This is a genomic window from Nocardioides convexus, assembly GCF_011090295.1.
On sequence record NZ_JAAMYA010000001.1, the window covers coordinates 3,834,424 to 3,852,143 of the forward strand.

Annotated in this window: 19 protein-coding genes, 1 tRNA gene and 5 pseudogenes; 16 read left to right on the top strand and 9 right to left on the bottom strand. The window is 74.0% G+C overall.

Annotated features, from left to right (window positions below):
* Positions 1 to 184: 184 nt before the first annotated feature.
* Positions 185 to 544 (top strand): nitrite reductase small subunit NirD, encoded by a 360-nt coding sequence (nirD, locus tag G5V59_RS28625; protein ID WP_278258757.1) that lies wholly within the window; start codon positions 185 to 187, stop codon positions 542 to 544.
* A gap of 67 nt (positions 545 to 611) precedes the next feature.
* On the opposite strand, the gene G5V59_RS28630 is transcribed toward nirD, so the two are convergent.
* The 3 genes and pseudogenes from G5V59_RS28630 to ispF form a co-directional block, all read right to left on the bottom strand.
* Positions 612 to 875 carry a hypothetical protein gene (locus tag G5V59_RS28630; protein ID WP_278258758.1) on the bottom strand — a complete coding sequence of 88 codons (264 nt, stop codon included), beginning with the start codon at positions 873 to 875 and terminating at the stop codon, positions 612 to 614.
* Positions 814 to 1,524, bottom strand: a complete 711-nt coding sequence (locus G5V59_RS28635; protein WP_341351326.1) for an alpha/beta fold hydrolase — start codon at positions 1,522 to 1,524, stop codon at positions 814 to 816. The genes G5V59_RS28630 and G5V59_RS28635 overlap by 62 nt, the downstream gene beginning before the upstream one ends.
* A gap of 15 nt (positions 1,525 to 1,539) precedes the next feature.
* A pseudogene (gene ispF, locus G5V59_RS28640) lies at positions 1,540 to 2,022 on the bottom strand (2-C-methyl-D-erythritol 2,4-cyclodiphosphate synthase); the annotation flags it as partial.
* A gap of 127 nt (positions 2,023 to 2,149) precedes the next feature.
* On the opposite strand from ispF, the gene G5V59_RS28645 reads away from it, so the two are divergent.
* The 10 genes and pseudogenes from G5V59_RS28645 to G5V59_RS28690 all read left to right on the top strand — a co-directional run bounded on the left by G5V59_RS28645 (position 2,150) and on the right by G5V59_RS28690 (position 9,714).
* On the top strand, positions 2,150 to 3,586 hold the full coding sequence (locus G5V59_RS28645; RefSeq protein ID WP_278260118.1) for a molybdopterin-dependent oxidoreductase: 1,437 nt from the start codon (positions 2,150 to 2,152) through the stop codon (positions 3,584 to 3,586).
* Position 3,587: 1 nt separating this feature from the next.
* Entirely contained in the window at positions 3,588 to 3,974 is a 387-nt protein-coding gene (locus G5V59_RS28650) for a hypothetical protein (protein WP_278258759.1), read from the top strand.
* Positions 3,902 to 4,396 (top strand): SDR family oxidoreductase, encoded by a 495-nt coding sequence (locus G5V59_RS28655; RefSeq protein WP_278258760.1) that lies wholly within the window; start codon positions 3,902 to 3,904, stop codon positions 4,394 to 4,396. Before G5V59_RS28650 ends, G5V59_RS28655 begins: the two co-directional genes overlap by 73 nt.
* Positions 4,393 to 5,801: pseudogene (gene cysS / locus G5V59_RS28660) on the top strand (cysteine--tRNA ligase). The gene G5V59_RS28655 and the pseudogene cysS overlap by 4 nt, the downstream one beginning before the upstream one ends.
* Before the next feature lies 1 nt (position 5,802).
* A pseudogene (gene rlmB, locus G5V59_RS28665) lies at positions 5,803 to 6,785 on the top strand (23S rRNA (guanosine(2251)-2'-O)-methyltransferase RlmB).
* A 2-nt stretch (positions 6,786 to 6,787) separates the two neighbouring features.
* Positions 6,788 to 8,389 carry a metallophosphoesterase gene (locus tag G5V59_RS28670; RefSeq protein WP_278258761.1) on the top strand — a complete coding sequence of 534 codons (1,602 nt, stop codon included), beginning with the start codon at positions 6,788 to 6,790 and terminating at the stop codon, positions 8,387 to 8,389.
* The gene (locus tag G5V59_RS28675; RefSeq protein WP_278258762.1) at positions 8,320 to 9,138 is read left to right on the top strand and encodes an acyl-CoA dehydrogenase family protein; all 819 of its coding nucleotides are present in this window, start codon (positions 8,320 to 8,322) and stop codon (positions 9,136 to 9,138) included. Before G5V59_RS28670 ends, G5V59_RS28675 begins: the two co-directional genes overlap by 70 nt.
* A pseudogene (locus G5V59_RS28680) lies at positions 9,068 to 9,232 on the top strand (acyl-CoA dehydrogenase family protein); the annotation flags it as partial. The gene G5V59_RS28675 and the pseudogene G5V59_RS28680, both read left to right, overlap by 71 nt.
* Before the next feature lie 82 nt (positions 9,233 to 9,314).
* Positions 9,315 to 9,473, top strand: a complete 159-nt coding sequence (locus tag G5V59_RS28685) for an acyl-CoA dehydrogenase family protein (RefSeq protein ID WP_278258763.1) — start codon at positions 9,315 to 9,317, stop codon at positions 9,471 to 9,473.
* 49 nt (positions 9,474 to 9,522) lie between these two features.
* Positions 9,523 to 9,714, top strand: a complete 192-nt coding sequence (locus G5V59_RS28690) for a hypothetical protein (RefSeq protein ID WP_278258764.1) — start codon at positions 9,523 to 9,525, stop codon at positions 9,712 to 9,714.
* Positions 9,715 to 9,775: 61 nt separating this feature from the next.
* On the opposite strand, the gene G5V59_RS28695 is transcribed toward G5V59_RS28690, so the two are convergent.
* The 4 genes from G5V59_RS28695 to G5V59_RS28710 all read right to left on the bottom strand — a co-directional run bounded on the left by G5V59_RS28695 (position 9,776) and on the right by G5V59_RS28710 (position 12,696).
* A tRNA-Gln gene (locus tag G5V59_RS28695) sits at positions 9,776 to 9,850 on the bottom strand.
* A gap of 29 nt (positions 9,851 to 9,879) precedes the next feature.
* Positions 9,880 to 11,511 carry a hypothetical protein gene (locus G5V59_RS28700; protein WP_278258765.1) on the bottom strand — a complete coding sequence of 544 codons (1,632 nt, stop codon included), beginning with the start codon at positions 11,509 to 11,511 and terminating at the stop codon, positions 9,880 to 9,882.
* Positions 11,508 to 11,651, bottom strand: a complete 144-nt coding sequence (locus G5V59_RS28705) for a hypothetical protein (protein ID WP_278258766.1) — start codon at positions 11,649 to 11,651, stop codon at positions 11,508 to 11,510. Before G5V59_RS28705 ends, G5V59_RS28700 begins: the two co-directional genes overlap by 4 nt.
* Positions 11,652 to 11,907: 256 nt before the next feature.
* Entirely contained in the window at positions 11,908 to 12,696 is a 789-nt protein-coding gene (locus tag G5V59_RS28710) for a hypothetical protein (RefSeq protein WP_278258767.1), read from the bottom strand.
* A 273-nt stretch (positions 12,697 to 12,969) separates the two neighbouring features.
* On the opposite strand from G5V59_RS28710, the gene G5V59_RS28715 reads away from it, so the two are divergent.
* Both G5V59_RS28715 and G5V59_RS37870 read left to right on the top strand, forming a co-directional pair.
* On the top strand, positions 12,970 to 13,470 hold the full coding sequence (locus G5V59_RS28715; protein WP_341351055.1) for a hypothetical protein: 501 nt from the start codon (positions 12,970 to 12,972) through the stop codon (positions 13,468 to 13,470).
* Complete coding sequence (locus G5V59_RS37870) at positions 13,467 to 13,664, top strand: hypothetical protein (protein WP_341351056.1); 198 nt, start codon at positions 13,467 to 13,469, stop codon at positions 13,662 to 13,664. Before G5V59_RS28715 ends, G5V59_RS37870 begins: the two co-directional genes overlap by 4 nt.
* A 13-nt stretch (positions 13,665 to 13,677) precedes the next feature.
* Here the strand turns inward: G5V59_RS37870 and G5V59_RS28720 are convergent, their stop codons facing one another.
* Together G5V59_RS28720 and G5V59_RS28725 are read right to left on the bottom strand one after the other, a co-directional pair.
* Positions 13,678 to 14,094 carry a hypothetical protein gene (locus G5V59_RS28720; protein WP_278258769.1) on the bottom strand — a complete coding sequence of 139 codons (417 nt, stop codon included), beginning with the start codon at positions 14,092 to 14,094 and terminating at the stop codon, positions 13,678 to 13,680.
* 30 nt (positions 14,095 to 14,124) lie between these two features.
* Entirely contained in the window at positions 14,125 to 14,508 is a 384-nt protein-coding gene (locus tag G5V59_RS28725; protein ID WP_278258770.1) for an NAD(P)H-binding protein, read from the bottom strand.
* A 114-nt stretch (positions 14,509 to 14,622) separates the two neighbouring features.
* Between G5V59_RS28725 and G5V59_RS28730 the strand changes: the two genes are divergently transcribed.
* The 3 genes and pseudogenes from G5V59_RS28730 to G5V59_RS28740 form a co-directional block, all read left to right on the top strand.
* The gene (locus G5V59_RS28730; protein ID WP_278258771.1) at positions 14,623 to 15,279 is read left to right on the top strand and encodes an enoyl-CoA hydratase-related protein; all 657 of its coding nucleotides are present in this window, start codon (positions 14,623 to 14,625) and stop codon (positions 15,277 to 15,279) included.
* 100 nt (positions 15,280 to 15,379) lie between these two features.
* Positions 15,380 to 16,129, top strand: a complete 750-nt coding sequence (locus tag G5V59_RS28735) for an ABC transporter ATP-binding protein (protein ID WP_278258772.1) — start codon at positions 15,380 to 15,382, stop codon at positions 16,127 to 16,129.
* Positions 16,126 to 16,641: pseudogene (locus G5V59_RS28740) on the top strand (ABC transporter permease); the annotation flags it as partial. The gene G5V59_RS28735 and the pseudogene G5V59_RS28740, both read left to right, overlap by 4 nt.
* Positions 16,642 to 17,720 lie beyond the last annotated feature (1,079 nt).

Below are 17,720 nucleotides of genomic sequence, written 5' to 3' on the forward strand. Positions count from 1 at the left end.
CCTCCGCGCCGACGCGGGTCCCGCTCCCGGCGCCGAGGACCACGACGGCAGCGGTGGGGAAGGTGCTCACGACCGGCAGCCTAGCGACGCAGACGTGCTCGGGCCGTGCAGGTCAGAGGAAGGGTTTTCCTGGCTGTTACACGCGGAAACCTCGCTGAGAACAGCGCGACCCTACGTTCGCTGCATGACGGGTCACGAGGCCGCGGAGGAGTGGCGGCCGGTCTGCCGGATGGTCGAGCTGGCGGTCGATCGCGGGGTGACGGCGCTCGTGCACGGCCAGGCGATCGCGATCTTCCGCACCGGGGACGACGCGGTGTACGCGCTCGGCAACCACGATCCCTTCGCCCGGCACGCCGGCGGCGGGATCTCCCGCGGGATCGTCGGCCGGCGCGGCGAGACGCCCTTCGTGGCCTCGCCCGCGCACCGGCACGCCTTCGACCTGCGCACCGGGCGCTGCCTGGACGACCACCACGTCACCGTCCCGGCGTACGACGTGAAGGTGGTCGAGGGCGTGGTGCTGGTCGGCTCCCGCAAGGCCGCCTAGCCGGATGCCTGGGCGCGGTGCCGGCCCTGCCGCGAGGTCCGGGCGAGAGCGCCGTCGACGAGCGCGATCAGGCTCCTCGGTGACGAGCTCGCGGCGCTCGAACGGCAGGTAGTGCCCGGCGCCGGGCGCGACGAGCAGGCGCGCGCCGCGGATGCCCTGGGCGATCTTGCCGGCGTGCTCGGGCGGGGTGAGCAGGTCGCGGGTGCCGACGAGCACGGTGGTGGGGATGTCGTCGAAGGCCGACAGGTTGCCGATCCGGTCGTGCGCCATCATGTCGCGGAAGAAGCCGGACATCGTCTCCGGCCAGGCGTGCACCAGCCTGGTCGACCACGTGCCCGACGTCGCGCGGACGGGCCGGGGTGCCGAAGAGGAAGCGGCGCGCGATCTGGCGCTCGATGATCGGGTACTTCTCGCGGCGGGTGCGGCTGAGCATCCGCGAGCGGTGGGCGAGGATGAAGGGCAGCCGGTCGCGCATCAGCGCGCCGGCGGCCGCGGGCAGACCGAGGGTGACCTTGCGGAGGCTCGCCGCTGGTGGTGCTGACGAAGAGCGCGCCGACGATGCGCGGCATCAGGTCCGGGCGCTCCTCGGGGATCGCGGTGAGCGTCATCCCACCCACGGAGTGGCCGGCGACGACGAGCGGGCCCTCGGGCGCGTAGGTGTCGACCACCAGGCCGAGGTCGCGGGCCAGGTGCGGGATCGTGCACTGCGCCTCGCGCGCCCGGTCGGAGCGGCCGTGCCCGCGGTGGTCCCAGGTGATGATCCGGACGTCGCGGCCGTAGCGCGCCAGCAGGTCGGTGACCTGGTAGTGCCAGTCCGACTCCTCCGCCGTCCAGCAGTGGGACAGCAGCACGGTCAGCGGCGCGTCCTCGCGCCCGCGCACGGTGACGTGGATGCGCAGACCGTCCTCGGTGATCACGTTGTGCTCGCTCACCCCTCCCACCCTGCCACGACGGAAGGCGTCTGCGACAGCGTGTCGCACTCCGGTCAGGAGACTCAGCAGCGCGGTCGCGATCGCCGCGACCCCCTCGCCGCGCCCGGTCAGCCCGAGCCCGTCGGTCGTCGTCGCCGAGAGCGAGACGGGCGCCCCGAGCACCCCCGACAGCGCCTCCTGCGCCTCGGCGCGGCGGGGCCCGATCCTGGGCCGGTTGCCGATCACCTGCACGGCCACGTTCACGATGCCGAAGCCCGCCGCCTCGACCCGACGCCGTGTCTCGCCCAGCAGCGCGGCCCCGCTGGCGCCGGACCACTCCGGCTCCGCCGTACCGAAGTTGCTGCCGAGGTCGCCCAGCCCCGCCGCGGAGAGCAGCGCGTCGCAGGCGGCGTGGGCGGCGACGTCGGCGTCGGAATGACCCTCGAGGACGACGTCCTCCTCGGGCCACAGGAGCCCGCCGAGAGCCAGCGGTGGGGCGTCCGCCGCACGCGGGACGAGGCGGTGCACGTCGGAGCCGATGCCGACCCGGAGGCCCGTGGTGTTCACGGGAGAATCTTGCCTGAGGGACAATGACCTCTTGTGAGGACTCCCCGCGGCTGGTGGGCGCTGTCCGGCCTGGTGGCCGGCGCGCTCGGCCTCGCCCTGAGCCTACGCCGTGGCGGCGTTGCTGCACGTGCGCGAGTCGCCGGTCGTCGCGGTCGCCGAGGGCGTCACCGCGCTCACCCCCGGCTCGGTCGTGAAGTGGGCGATCAACACCTTCGACCGCGACGACAAGAAGATCCTCGTCGCCGGCATCCTGGTCCTGCTGGCCATCATCTTCGCGCTGATCGGCCGGGTCGCCCGCCGGCACTGGTGGATCGCCGTCGGTGGGTACGTCGTGCTCGCCGCCGTCGCCTTCCTCGCCGTCGCCGCCAAGCCCACGCCCGCCCTCATCGACTACGTGCCGGTGGTCGTCGGGCTGCTCTGCTGGGTGATCGTGCTCGCGGTGCTGGCCGAGGGCCTGCGCCGCTGGGAGGTCGTGGGCGGCCCCGGGCCGGTGTCGGCGCACGCGCGCCGGCAGTTCCTCGTCTCCGTCGGCGGCGCCGTCGCGCTCGCCGCTGCGGCCGGCCTCGTCGGCCGGGTCGCGGGCTCGGCCCGGCGCCGGGCCGAGGCGAGCCGCCGGCTGCTGCGGATCGAGGGGGTGACCGCGCCCGCCGTGCCGGACGGGGTGAGCCTGCCCGTCCCGGGCGTGACGCCCTGGGCGACGCCGAGCGAGCCGTTTTACCTGATCGACACGACCTTCATCAAGCCGACCATCGAGCCCGCCGAGTGGTCGATCCGGATCCACGGGATGGTCGATCGCGAGATCACCCTGACCTACCGGGACCTGGTCGCGCGCGAGATCACCCAGGACTGGATCACCCTCAACTGCGTGTCCAACCCGGTCGGCGGCGACCTCGTCGGCAACGCCTGGTGGAGCGGGGTCCGGCTGGCGCCGCTGCTCGCCGAGGCAGGCCTGCACCCGGACGCCGACGCGGTGCTGCAGACCTCCGACGACGGCTGGACCTGCGGCACGCCGCTCGCGGCGCTGACCGACGGGCGCAACGCGATGCTGGCCGTGGCGATGAACGGCGAGCCGCTGCCCATCGAGCACGGCTTCCCGGTGCGCACGATCGTGCCCGGGCTCTACGGCTACGTCTCGGCGACGAAGTGGGTCGTGGACATGGAGGTCACCCGGTTCGACCGGTTCACGGCGTACTGGACGGCGAAGGGCTGGGGTGAGCGAGGCCCGGTCAAGATCGCCTCGCGGATCGACGTACCGCGCTCGGGGGACGAGGTCCCGGCGGGCGACCTGGTGTGCGCCGGGGTGGCGTGGTTCCAGCACACCGGGATCTCGGCGGTGCAGGTCCAGGTCGACGGGGGTGCGTGGCAGGACGCCGAGCTGGCGCAGGTCGCGAGCGCCGACACCTGGGTGCAGTGGCGTCGTACCGTGCGGGTCGAGGAGGGCGAGCACCAGGTCCGGGTCCGCGCCGTAGACCGCGACGGCACCGTGCAGACCGGCGTCGTCGCCGACGTCCTGCCCGACGGCGCGACGGGCTGGCACACCATCGACGTGACGGCGCAGGCCTGAGGTGGACGACTTCTCCGCGCTGCCCGGCGGCGCGCTGGTGGTCGGCGGCTCCGGCGGCCTGGGCCGGGCGATCGCGACGCTGCTGCTCGAGCGGGGCGCGCGGGTCGCGGTCACGCACCGCTCGCACCCGGTGGACATCGGGGTGGCGTCGTACGGGCTGGACCTGGGGGAGACCGACGAGGTCGCCCGGGTGGTCGGGCACGCCGCGGCGGAGCCTCGACGGCCTCCACACGGTCGTGCACGCCGCCGGGCCGCACGTGCCGATGGTCCACCTCTCGCGGGTGGCTCCCGCGGACCTGGCGGCGCAGGCTGGCCGTGGACGCGGCCGGCTTCTTCGCCGTCGCCCATGCCGCGCTGCCCTTCCTGCGCGAGGCGCGCGGCTCGCTGACCGCCGTCACCACCGCAGCGACCTCCCGCTTCCCCGTGCGCGACGGGCTCTCCGCGGCACCGAAGGCGGCCGTCGAGGCGCTGGTGCGCGGCCTGGCGGCCGAGGAGGGCCGGTACGGCGTGCGGGTCAACGCCGTCGGCCCCGGGATGCTCACCGACGGCATGGCCGAGCGCCTGATCGCCGACGGCGAGCTCGACGAGCGCGCGCTCGAGGTGACCCGCGGCAACATCCCGTTGCGGCGCTTCGGCTCGGCCGCCGACATCGCGGAGGCGGTGTGCTTCCTCGCCTCGCCGCGTGCCGGCTTCGTGACCGGGCAGAAGTCTGGACGTCGACGGCGGCTACGGCGTCTGAGAGAGCCTGCAGGCCGGCGCTGGCCGACGATGCGCGGGCCCGCGCCGCGGATCCCTAGACTGGCCCGGTGACGATCAGGCTCTACGACACCGCGACCCGCGAGGTCCGTGACTTCGTGCCCCTCCAGGAGGGCAAGGCGGGTCTGTACGTGTGCGGCCTGACGGTGCAGAGCGAGCCGCACGTCGGGCACGTGCGCTCCGCGGTGAACTTCGACGTGCTCCAGCGCTGGCTGCGCCACCGCGGCTACGAGGTCACCTTCATCCGCAACATCACCGACATCGACGACAAGATCCTCGCCAAGGCGGCCGAGCAGGGCCGGCCCTGGTACAACCTCGCCTACGCGATGAAGATCGAGACTCGACAAGGCCTACGCCGCTCTCAACGTCGCGCCGCCGACCTACGAGCCCGCCGCCACCGGGCACATCCCCGAGATGATCGTGCTCATCGAGCGGCTCGTCGAGCGCGGCCACGCCTACCCGGCCGAGGACGGGAGCGGGGACGTCTACTTCGACGTGCGCTCGTGGGCGTCGTACGGCGAGTCGACGCACCAGGGCGTGGACGACATGGAGCCCGCGGCCGACGCCGACCCGCGCGGCAAGCGCGACCCGCGCGACTTCGCCCTGTGGAAGGGCCGCAAGGAGTCCGAGCCGGAGACCGCGTCCTGGCCCAGCCCGTGGGGCCGCGGCCGGCCGGGCTGGCACATCGAGTGCTCGGCGATGGCCGGCAAGTACCTCGGCGACGCCTTCGACATCCACGGCGGCGGCGTGGACCTGCGCTTCCCGCACCACGAGAACGAGCAGGCCCAGTCGCGGGCGGCGGGCGGTGCCTTCGCGTCGTACTGGATGCACAACGCGTGGATCACCACCGCCGGCGAGAAGATGAGCAAGTCGCTCGGCAACACGCTCTCGATCCCGGCGATCCTGGAGACCTACCGGGGTGCCGAGTCGCGCTTCTACGTCGTGGCGGCGCACTACCGCTCGCACGTGGAGTTCTCCTTCGAGGCGTTGGACGAGGCGGCCGTCGGCTACCGCCGGATCGAGGCCTTCCTCGACCGGGCGGGGTCGCCGACCGGCTCGAGCGGCGCGGGCGAGCCTGCCCGAGGCCTTCGCGAGCGCGATGGACGACGACCTCGGCACCCCGGCCGCGGTGGCCGTGCTCTACGACACCGTGCGCGAGGGCAACCGGCGCCTCGCCGAGGGTGAGGACGTGGCCGAGCAGGCCGCGCTCGTCCACGGCATGCTCGACGTGCTCGGCGTGCACCCCGACGACCCGGCCTGGGCCGGTGCCGGCGGCACGGAGGCGGAGGAGCGGCTGACGGCCGCCGTCGACGCGCTCGTCGCCGGGCTGCTGGAGGAGCGCACGCAAGCGCGTGCGGACAAGGACTGGGCGCGCGCGGACGCGATCCGGGACCGCATCAAGGCGGCCGGCATCGAGGTCACCGACACCCCTGACGGACCAACCTGGACGGTGAGCTGACATGGCTGGCAATTCCTCGCGCAAGGGCGCGATCCGCAAGTCGAGCAAGAGGCCGCAGGCCGGCTCCGGTGGCCAGGTCCGCCGCGGCCTGGAGGGCAAGGGCCCGACGCCGAAGGCGGTGGACCGGGAGTACCACAAGGCGCACAAGATCGCCGAGGCCAAGAAGCGCGCCGACAAGCGCGCCGGACGCACCAGCGGCGGCCCGCGCGGGCGCCGCAAGCCTGGTGAGGCCGAGTGGATCGCCGGGCGCAACCCGGTCGTGGAGGCGCTGCGCGAGCGCGTGCCCGTCACCTCCGTGTACGTCGCCGAGGGCGCCGAGCGCGACAACCGGCTGCGCGAGGTGTTCCGTCTCGCCGCCGAGCACGGTGTCGGCCTGCTGGAGGTCAGCCGGGGCGAGCCTGGACCGGCTCACCGACGGTGCGGTGCACCAGGGCCTCGCGGCGAAGATCCCGCCGTACGAGTACGCCCACCCCGACGACCTGCTCGACGCCGCCGACGAGGCCGGCGAGAAGCCGCTGCTGGTGATGCTCGACTCGATCACCGACCCGCGCAACCTGGGCGCGATCGTGCGCAGCGCGGCCGGCTTCGGCGCGCACGGCGTGGTCATCCCCGAGCGCCGTGCGGCCTCGATGACGGCGTCGGCGTGGAAGACCTCGGCCGGTGCGGCGGCGCGCTGCCCGGTCGCGCAGACGGTCAACCTCACCCGCCAGATCAAGGCCTACCAGGAGGCGGGCTGCTTCGTGGTGGGTCTGGCCGCCGACGGCGACCTCACCCTGCCGGAGCCTGGTGGCCGACGACGACCGGCGCTCGGGCCGCTGGTGATCGTGGTCGGCTCGGAGGGCGACGGTCTCTCGCGGCTGGTCGCGGAGAGCCTGCGACCGGCTGCTGTCCATCCCGATGGCCGGTGTGCTGGAGTCGCTCAACGCCGGGGTCGCCGCCTCGGTGGCCCTGTACGCCGTGGCCGAGGCCCGCGCGCGCAGCTGACCATGGCACCCGGCACTCCCGTCCGGCTGCTGCGGCTCGCGCTCGGCGGCGTGGCCTGGATCGCCCTGTCGCTGGGCATCGCGGCGGTGATCTTCGCCGGCAGCGAGCGCACGGTCGACCTCGCCGGCCACGAGGCCACGGTCAGCCCGGACTTCTCCGGGGAGGTCGTGCTGCGCACCGGACCGGTCCTGCCCGACCTGCGTGCGGAGTCCGGCTCGCGCCTGGGCCTGGACATCGAGCTCGGCAAGACCGACACCACCTCCCTGCAGGAGCTCACCGCGCGGTACGCCGCCATCGCCTCCCAGCCCGACGGCCAGATCGCGGTCGTCGAGCGGGCCGTGCGGACGATGGCGATCGCCGCACTGGTGCAGGGCGCGGCGCTCGGCGCGCTGCCGTTCGCGATCTGGGCGGCCGTCGGCGGCGAGCGACGGCGCGCGCTGCTGGCCGCGCTGCCCTCGACCCAGGGCGTGATCGTCGGGCTCACCGCGCTGCTGCTCGTCGTCGCGCTGATCGCACCGCTCACCTGGGGACGTCGCGACCCGCTGCCGCAGCGCTGGATGACCCTCGGTGCCTACGTCGGCGACGACATCCCGCTGCCCGACGAGGCGCGCAAGGTCGAGATCATGGGCGACGTCACGACCGAGGAGACCAAGCGGCTGATCGCGAGCGCGGTGAGCAGCTACCAGCAGGGCCAGGCGTTCTACTCCAAGGCGGCCGACGACGCCAAGGACCTGGACCTGCGCGAGCCGGAGAAGGACGAGACCGTCGCCCTGCTCGTCTCCGACCGGCACCTCAACGTCGGCATGGACAAGGTGGCCCGTGCGATCGGCGACCGGGCCGGCGCCACCGCGGTCTACGACGCGGGCGACGACACCTCCACCGGTGAGCGCTGGGAGGCCTTCTCCCTCGACTCGGTCACCGCCGCCTTCCGCGACCTCGACGAGCGCTTCGCCGTCGCGGGCAACCACGACAACGGCTCCTTCGTCCGGGCGCACATGGAGAAGGACGGCTGGCGCTACTTCGACGGCACCGTGCTCGACGGTCCGGACGGCTCCCGGATCCTCGGCGTCGACGACCCGCGCTCCAGCGGGCTGGGCAATTGGCGCGACGAGAAGGGGCTGTCCTCCGCGGAGGTCGCCGACCGGCTCACCGAGGCGGTCTGCGAAGCCGACGAGAAGGGCGACCGGGTCAACACGCTGCTGCTGCACGACGCCGACTTCGGCGACCAGGCACTCGCGCGGGGCTGTGTGGACCTCGTCGTCGGCGGGCACGTGCACGTGCAGAGCGGGCCGAGCGAGGTGACCGGCACCGACGGGCGCAAGGGCTGGACCTACACCGTCGGCACGACGGGCGGGGCGGCGTACGCCATCGCGATCGGCAGCAAGCCTGCGCCGGGCCGCGGGGGTCGCGCTGATCACCTACCGCGACGGGCGCCCGGTCGGCATCCAGTCGGTGACCCTGCAGACCAACGGCCGCTACGACGTCGATCCCTGGGTGGAGTCTCACCTACTGAGGTCCCGCTAGGTTGCCTTGCATGGGAACCACCGTCGACCGTCTGCTGCCCACCGAGGAGGCTGAGGGAGCCTGCTCGGCCTGGCCCGTGAGATCGCCACCAAGGAGGCTCGCCCCGCAGGTCGCGGCGGCCGAGGAGCGCGCGGAGTTCCCGGCCGAGGCCTACCGGCTGCTCGGCCGGTCCGGGCTGCTGAGCCTGCCCTTCGAGGAGCGGTACGGCGGCGGGGGCCAGCCCTACGAGGTGTACCTCCAGGTGATCGAGGAGATCGCCACCGCCTGGCCCAGCGTCGGGGTCGGCACCAGCGTGCACGCGCTGACCGCGACGGTCGTCGCCGCCAACGCCTCCGACGCCGTGCGCGAGGAGTGGCTGCCCAAGATGCTCTCCGGCGACTGGCTGGGCGCCTACTGCCTCTCCGAGCCGCAGGCCGGCTCCGACGTCAGCGGGATCCGCACCGCGGCGGTGCGCGAGGGCGAGGAGTACGTCGTCAAGGGCACCAAGCAGTGGATCTCCAACGGCTCCTGCGCGGACTACTACATCCTCTTCGCCCGCACCTCCGAGGACCCCAAGCGCGGGCTGTCCGCGTTCGTCGTGCCGGACGGGGTCGAGGGGATGTCCTTCGGCGCCCCGGAGAAGAAGATGGGCCTGCACTGCGACGTGACCACGCAGGTGCTCTTCGACGGCGCCCGGATCCCGGCTGCCCAGGCTGATCGGCGAGGAGGGCGCCGGCATGCGGGTCGCGCTCTCCGCGCTCGACGCCGGCCGGCTCGGGATCGCCGCCGTCGCCACGGGCATCGCCCAGGGCGCGCTGGCCTACGCGGTGCAGTACGCCAAGGAGCGTGAGCAGTTCGGCCGCGCCATCGGGGAGTTCCAGGGCATGCAGTTCCTGCTCGCCGACATGGCCGCCGACGTGGAGCGGGCCCGGGCGTCGTACCTGCAGGCGGCGCGGTTGAAGGACGCCGGCCGTCCGTTCTCCCGCCAGGCCTCGATCGCCAAGTCTCACCGCCACGGACGCGGCGATGCGGGTGACGACGGACGCGGTGCAGGTGCTGGGCGGCAACGGCTACACGCGGGAGTACCCGGTCGAGCGGATGATGCGTGACGCCAAGGTCACCCAGATCTTCGAGGGCACGAACCAGATCCAGCGGATGGTTATCGGACGTGACCTCCTCCGCTGACGTCCCGCGGTGCCTTGCCCCTAGGGTGTTCTTGAAGATTTGCTGAGGGTTGGCTCGGGTCGCCCAGGGCGACTGCTTCAACATCTCCGAGGAGGCCAAGGTCGCCTGCGCCTCCAACAAGACCCCCTCCGTCGTGCGGGTGACCTCGGTGGGCAAGGCCAAGGCGAAGTGTGCCGGCCAGGCTCAGCCGCTCGTCTACGCCGAGCAGGACACGGCGATCTGCCTGGTGCCGAACGCCTGACGCATCGACGCCGAACGCCGGCCCGGACCACGTGGTCCGGGCCGGCGTTCGTGTCCGTCGGCTCCCCGGGTTGGAATCGAACCAACGACCTCTGGATTCAAAGTCCAGCCGCCCGTGCCAGCAGAGCAACCGGGGAACGCCGCCTCGGAAGGCGACGGAGCGACTCTACGGCGGCGGGCGGCCGGGGTCACAAGTGACCGCCGTCAGCGGGCGACCTTCGCCGTCGGGCGGCTGGTGCGCACGACGGTGGTGTAGCCCGCCTTGGTGCCGGTGACGACGACCCGCAGCCTGCTTGCCCACCTGGGCACGGGTCGGCTTGAACGTGCGAGCGGTCGCTCCGGCGATCGCGACGCCGTTCGCGGTCCAGCGGTAGGTCAGCCGGGTGCCGGCGGTCCACGTGCCTGCGGTGGCGGTCAGGGTGCGAGCAACCTTCGCGGTGCCCGAGACCGAGGGGACCGGTGCGACGAGGGTGCCGGCGACGACCTTGGCGCTCGGCGCGCTGGTGACCGTGGCGGGCGCGAGACCGGCCTTGGTGCCGGTGACCTCGACCTGGAGGCGTCGGCCGAGGGCACCGGGCGTCGGGGTGTAGGTCGCGGTGCGGGCCACGACCAGGCCGGTGTCGGTGCGCCAGGTGTAGGCGAGCGTCGTACCAGCGGCCCAGGAGCCGGTGCTGGCCACGGCGAGGCGGGTGCCGACGGCCGCGCGCCCGGAGACGGCGACGGCGCTCGGGTGCGCGACGGGCGCGGCCGGGGTGAGGGTCGCGGTGGCGGGCGCGGAGGTGAAGACGCCGTTGGTGGCGGTCACGCTGACGGTGTAGGTGTGCCCGGGGGTCACGGCGCCGAGGTCCTGCTCGAGCAGGAAGCCGTCGAAGGTGACCGGGTCGCCGCCGGCCTGGTCCTGCAGCGTGGTGCGGTAGGTCAGCGAGGTCGGGTCGGCGCCGCCCGCGCTGGCGGGCGCGGTCCACGTGGCGACGTACGTCGAGTCGTCCCACTCCGAGGGCGCGACGGTGAGACCGGACGGTGCGCCGGGCGCCTCGAGCGCGTGCACCTGGGTCTTCGCGCCGTCCGGGGTGTCGACGTCCTGGACGGCGTAGACCCGGCCGGAGGGCGCGACGTCGGCGAGGGAGATGAACCCCGAGCCGCCGAGGTACGCCGAAGGAGCCGGGTTGTCATCGGTGTAGGAGGTGAGCGCGCTCGCGTCGTACGCCGACACACCGGTGCCGGGCAGGTAGACGGTGCCGCCGTCGGGGGAGACCCCGAGGGTGAAGACCGGGCTGGAGAGCGGGACGTAGAGGTCGGTGCCGGCGCCGATCACGTTGAGGCCGTACTCCTGCGGCCCGTCGCTCACGTCGCGGCCGCTGACGACGTAGGTCAGGTCGTGCACGGGGTCGACGGCGAGGCCGGTCACCCACTGGTCGGGCGTGCCCTCGGCGCCGAGGGTGACGGGCGCGCCGGACGTGCCGTCGTGCACGGTGCGCAGGGTCGCGACGCTGTGGGTGCCGCCGTCCTGCCAGTCGACGCCCGCGACGACCACGTCGGTACTGGAGCCGGACGGCAGCAGGGCGATCCGCGAGGGTGCCGAGTCCTGGCCGAGGGCGACCGTGCCGCCGCCGGGCAGGACGACCTGTCCGCCGCCCGTGCCGGTCGCGGCGAGGTAGCTGCCGGTGGCGTCGCTGGCCACGTCGGCGGCGTTGGAGACCTCCAGGGTGGCCTGGCCGGTGACGGTCAGGGTGCTGGTGTCGACGGTCCACCGGGTGGGCGTGTACCCGCCGCCGGCGGCCAGCACGGTGCCGATCACGTCGAGCGTGTCGCCGTCGGGACTGATGCTGGCGGCGGTCGGCCAGCCTGCCGTCGCCGAGGCCGATCTTGGTGCCGGCGCCGACCGCCTCGACGTACCCGTCGAGTCTGGTCGAACTGGAAGTCCCCGTCGGTGTCCACCCCGACGTACCCGACGGCGTAGACCTCGTCCGCGCCGGCGGCGAGGTCGGTGGGGGTGAAGTCGAGGGACTGCGGGAAGCCGGCCGGGGCGGCGGAGGCCGCACCCTGGCAGACGAGTCCGGCGGTGACGACGGCGGCGACGGCGAGGCCGGTCGCGAGGCGTCGGGGGAGCGGTGCATGGGGGATCCTCAGAACGGGGGCCCGTGGTCGGGCCCGTCAGAGGAACGTCGGCAGGCGAGCCCGCGACCTGCGGGCTTCAGTCCGCCAGGATGGCCCGGACCTCGGGCAGGCTCCCAGAACGGCGCCAGGCGCTCGCGGACCAGCCGCTCCAGGCTCGCCGGTCGCGTGCGCGGCGGCCACGGCGCGACCGGCGAGCGCGACGGCGTGCTCGACCAGCAGGTCCCGCTCGATGCCGAGGTCCTCGACGAGGGTGGCGACCGGCTCGGGGCCGTAGGTGCGCAGCAGCCCGTCGACCAGGACGCCGATCAAGGCGTGCACCGGCTCGGTCGGGGCGCCGGCGAGGACGATGTCCTGGACCAGCCCGGCGACGCGGTGCACGTCCCCGCGCTCGACGGAGTCGCGCAGGTGGGGGATCGGCTGGTCGGCGTACAGGTCGAAGATCTCCAGGACCGCGGCCTTGGTGGCGGGGTCGCGCAGGGTCTCCACGACGATCTTGTTGAGCCGGCGCATCGCGAAGGCCGCGCCCTTGGCGGCCGTGTCGCCCAGGACCGCCTCGAGTTCGCTTGTCGGCGGCCCCGACGACCCTTCCGGCGGCGCTGGCGCCGAAGGAGACCAGCGAGCCCACACCGGGGATCTTCTCTGCCATCGCCCGGTTGGTCTGCACCACGTCGGTGACGATCCGGGTCACGAAGCGTGAGGCCAACGAGGTGACCAGCGGGCTGCGGGTGAGGTCGTCGAGCGCGGCGGCGAGCACGTCGGTGTTGGCGAGGAGCTCGTCGGCGATCCGCTCGGCGTTCTCCCGGTCGAGCACCTCGGCCAGCGTGAAGGTCTCGGTCGGGCCGTCGTACAGCGCATCGGCGGCCATCGCGACCAGGGTGCTCGCCCCCGTGCTGCCCGGTACGACGGCCAGCAGGCTCGCGCACCAGCCGCTGCACGTCGGCGGGGTCGATCAGGCTCCGCCAGCGTGATCCGGGAGCCGAGGCCGAGCAGGGCGTCCACGTCCGCGGTCACCAGGGCGTCGGACTCGTCGCCGGTGAGCCGGCCGAGCAGCCAGGCGACCTGGGCGTCGAGGAGGCGCTCGGACCGGGAGGGGGAGGTCATGGCGCGAGCGTAGTGGCCCGCCGCGTAGGTTCGAGGCATGGTGCGCGGCTGGGTTCGGCGAACGCTGTGGGACGTCGTGCCCCGCGACCACCGGGAGACCGACGCGGCCCTGCGCCGCCGCCAGCCTGGTGACCGCGGGCGTCGTCCTGCTCGGGGCGGTCCTGCTCGGGGTGTCCCTGCGGATCGAGCCGGGGAGCGCCTGGTTCTACCCGGCGACCTTCGCGTTGGCGGCGACCTGGACGGTCGGCGCCTTCGCCGCCGGGCCGTTGCACCTGGGCCGGATCCGGCGCGGGGACGCGCTGGTGCGACCGGTGCTGGCACCCCTGCTGGTGGGGCTCGGGCTGGCGGCGGTGTTCGTCGCCGGCGGGCTGGTGGTGCGCGAGATCGACTGGCTGGACCGGCAGGTCCGCTCGGTCGTGGACTTCGCCGACCAGGGCTCGGTGCCGCTGCTCGTCGTGGTGACCCTGGTCAACGGGATCGCGGAGGAGCCTGTTCTTCCGGGGCGCGGCCTACGCCGCCCTGCCGCGGCACCCGGTGACGTGGACCTCGATCGCCTACGTGCTGGCCACCCTCGCCACCGGCAACGTGATGCTGGCCTTCGCCGCGATCATCCTCGGCGTGGTCGTCGGGCTGGAGCGGCGCGCGTCCGGCGGGATCCTCGGTCCGGTGATCACGCACTGCTCCCGGTCGCTGACCATGCTGTTCGCGCTGCCGGCGCTCTTCGGCTCCTGACCTCCGAGCCTGCCTAGACCTCGTCGCCCTCCTGCAGGCGCTCGGCCAGCGCGCGTCGTACGGCCTCGCGGTAGCTGATCGGCTCACCCGGCACCAGCGTGCGGATCCGGTTGTCGGTGACGACGACCTCGGTGCTCATCGAGTCGATGAGGTTGCGCCCGGTGGTGACGTCGATGTCGGTCACCAACGCCAGCCAGTACGACGACAGGCGGGGTGTCAGCACGGGCACCGAGACCAGCGGCACGGGATGCCCGGCCGTCACGTCGGAGGCGATGTCGAGCATGTCGCGGTAGGTCATCGCCTCCGGGCCGCCGATCTCCAGCACCTCGCCGATCGCGCCCTCCAGGTCGATCACCCCGGCCAGGTAGCGGATCACGTCGTCCACGGCGATCGGCTGCGTGCGGGTCGCGGTCCACTTGGGCACCACCATCGCAGGCAAGTTCTTCACCAGCCTGGCGGGTCAGGCTCCCAGGAGATGCCCCCGTGGCCGACCACGATCGCGGCGCGCAGCACGGTGACCGGCACGCCGCCCGCGCCGAGCAGTCCCTCGACCTCGCGCCGCGAGCGCAGGTGCGGGGAGAGGCTCCTCGTCGTCGCGGCCCAGCCCGCCCAGGTAGACGATCTGGCGCAGGCCGGCCTCGGCGGCCAGGCGCCCGAAGCGGCGGGCCGCGTCGGCGTCGCGGGCCTCGAAGTCGGCGTGGTCGAGGGAGTGGACCAGGTAGATCGCGACGTCCACGCCCGCCAGGGCCGCGGCGAGGGACTCCTCGTCGCCGACGTCGGCGCCGACGGGGGTGCCCGGGCCGTCGTACCGCTCGGGGTGGCGGGTCATGGCCCGCACGTCCATCCCGCGCTCGACCAGACTCGGGGACGAGCCGGCGGCCGACGAAGCCGGTGGCGCCGGTCACCAGGACGGTGGGGGAGCTCATGGGCCGAGCCTAACGAGGGGCATGATGGCGCCGTGCCTGATCTGACCACGACCGACGGTGTCTCGGTGCTGACCCTCGGCGACGACGAGAACCGCTTCGCGCCCACCTGGCTCGACGAGGTCGAGGCGGCGCTCGACGACGTCGTCGCGGCGGGGACGCCCCTGGTGACCGTCGGGGCCGGGAAGTTCTACTCCAACGGCCTCGACCTGGAGTGGGCGCAGGCCCACCCCGACGACTTCGTCCCGTACGTCGCCCGGGTGGAGGCGCTGCTGGCCCGGGTCCTGGCGCTGCCGGTCCCGACGGTCGCCGCCGTCAACGGCCACGCGTTCGGTGGCGGCGGGCTGCTCGCGCTCGCCCACGACTGGCGGCTGATGCGCGCGGACCGCGGCTTCTTCTGCCTCCCCGAGGTGGACATCGCGCTGCCCTTCACCCCGGGCATGGCCGCCCTGGTGCAGGCCAAGCCGACCCCGCGCGCCGCGGTCGACACGATGACCACCGGCGCCCGGCTCGGCGGCACCGACGCCGCGCGGGCCGGGATCGTCGACGGCACCGCCCCCGAGGAGTCCCTGCTCGCCGACGCGATCGCCAAGGTCGCGCCGCTCGCCGGCAAGGACCGGACCGCGCTGGGTGCGATCAAGGAGACGATGTTCGGCCCCGCCGTGGGGCTGCTGCGCGGGAGCGCGGGGTAGGGGAAACCCCACCCCCGGTCGGCGGACCAGGCCCCTCGTGGCGGACCGCTGTGCTTCCTAGCGTCGGAGACATCACTTCCGACACTCCCCAGGAGCGCAGATGAGCACCACCTCCCCGGCCCTCGAGGTGCAGGGCCTGACCCGGACCTACGGCACGGGCGACGCCACGATCACCGCCCTCGGCGGCGTCGACCTCGCCTTCGCCCGCGGCACCTTCACCGCGGTGATGGGGCCCTCCGGCTCCGGCAAGTCCACCTTCCTGTCCTGCGCCGCGGGGCTCGACCGGCCGAGCGCCGGGCGGGTGCTGGTCGGCGGGCAGGACCTCACCGACTGGGACGAGGACCGGCGTACCCGCCTGCGTCGTCAGCAGATCGGCTTCGCCTTCCAGGGCTTCCACCTGCTGCCCTACCTCTCCGCCACCCAGAACGTCGCCCTGCCCGCCCGCCTCGCCGGCGGGCGCCCGGACCGGGCGCGGGTGCGGATGCTGCTGGAGCGGGTCGGCCTCGGCGAGCGCGCGCACCACCTGCCCGGCAGCATGTCCGGCGGCCAGCAGCAGCGCGTCGCCATCGCCCGGGCGCTGGTCACCGACCCCGACGTCGTGCTCGCCGACGAGCCGACCGGTGCGCTCGACTCCGCGACCGCGCGGCAGATCCTCGCCCTGCTCCGGGCCAGCGTCACCGAGATGGGCCAGACCGTGGTGATGGTGACGCACGACCCCGTCGCCGCGTCGTACGCCGACGAGGTGGTGTTCCTCGTCGACGGCCGCGTCGCCGGCCGGATGACCCACCCCACGGCCGATGCGGTCGCCGGTCAGATGGCGCACCTCGACGACCTGGTGGTGGCGCGATGACGGCGCTCGCCTGGCGCAGCCTGCGGCACCGCCCGCTCGCCGCGACCGCCACCTTCCTCGCCGTCCTGCTCGGCACGGTCCTGATCGGCTCCTTCGCCACGCTCACCGAGTCCGCCCTCGGCGCGCACGGCAACGACGCCGACACCCTGGTCGTCCTCGGCGCCGTCGTGGGCGGGTGGGGCGCGCTGATCGTGCTCTTCTCGGTCGCCTCGACCGTCGGCATCACCACCACCCAGCGCGCCGCGGAGATCGGCCTGCTGCGCACCATCGGCGCCACCCCGCGCCAGGCCCGGCGACTCGTCGTCCGCGAGACCGCGGCCGTGACGGGCCTCGCGGCGGTGCTGGGTGCCGGCCTCGCCTCGGTCGCCGGGCACGGCCTGTTCGCGCTGATCCGCTCGGGCGGGCTCGTCACCTCCGCCGCGGAGTACGACGCGGGCCCCGCCTCCGTCGGCGCCGCCGCCCTCCTCGTCCTGCTCGTCTCCGGCCTGGCCACGGTCGTGGCCGCCCGGCGCGCGACCCGGGGCCCGGCCGGGGTGCTGCTCCAGGAGGCCGGTGCCGAGGCCGGCCGGATGCGCTGGTGGCGCATCGGTGCCGCGGTGCTGCTCGTCGGCTACGGCCTCGCCATGGCCGTGATCACCGTCGCGGTCACCGCGCACGACGACGACCCGTACGCCGCGATGTCGACCAGCGGCTCCAGACCGATCCTGGTGGGCGTCGGTCTCGCCGTCCTCGCCCCGGTCCTGCTGCGCCGGCTCGCCGGCCCGGCCGGGCTGCTGGTGGGCCGCGGGGCGAGCGGGCACCTGGCGTCGTACAACACCGCACGGCGGGCGCACCTGCTCGCCGGCGTCCTCGCCCCGGTGATCGTGCTGACCTCCGCCGCGGTGGGCACCCTGCTGCTGGTGAACATCGACGGCCGCACCCTGCCCGCCGGCACGCCGGACAGCGGCACCATCAACCTGCTCAACAACGTGGTCGTCGGGATGCTCGCGCTGTTCGCAGCGATCATGGTCGTCAACGCCTTCGTCGCCACCATCGCCCACCGCCGCGGCGAGCTTGCGGCGGCTGCACCTGATCGGCGCCACCCCGCGCCAGGTCGAGCGCTCGGTCGTCGCCGAGGCCGGGATCGTCGCCGCGATCGGCGTGGTGCTCGGCACCCTGGCGGCGCTCACGACCGTGGTGCCCTTCGCCGTGGCGCGGCACGAGGGCGTCGTACCGGACGGCGGGCTGTGGCTGGTCCCGGCCGTCGTGGCCGCGGTGGTGGCGATCACGCTGGGCGCCGCGCGCACCTCGGTGCGTGCGCAGATGGCGACGACGGTGTCGCGATGACAGACTTCACGACGATGGAGATGCTCGCGCCGGTCCGCCTCGGGCGGCCCCAGGACGTGACGGTCGAGGGACTGCTCGACCGGCTGCGGCTGACCCTGGTCTCGGCCGGGTACGCGCTGTCCTTCGTGCCGAGCCTGGTGCTCGCCATCGGCACGGTGCTCTGCCTGGCCCTCGGGCCGGCCCTGGGGATCGGCATCCTGCTCGCGCAGGCCGTCGTACCGGCGACGGCGGGGCTGACCCGGGCGCACCGCGCGGTCAGCGGCCG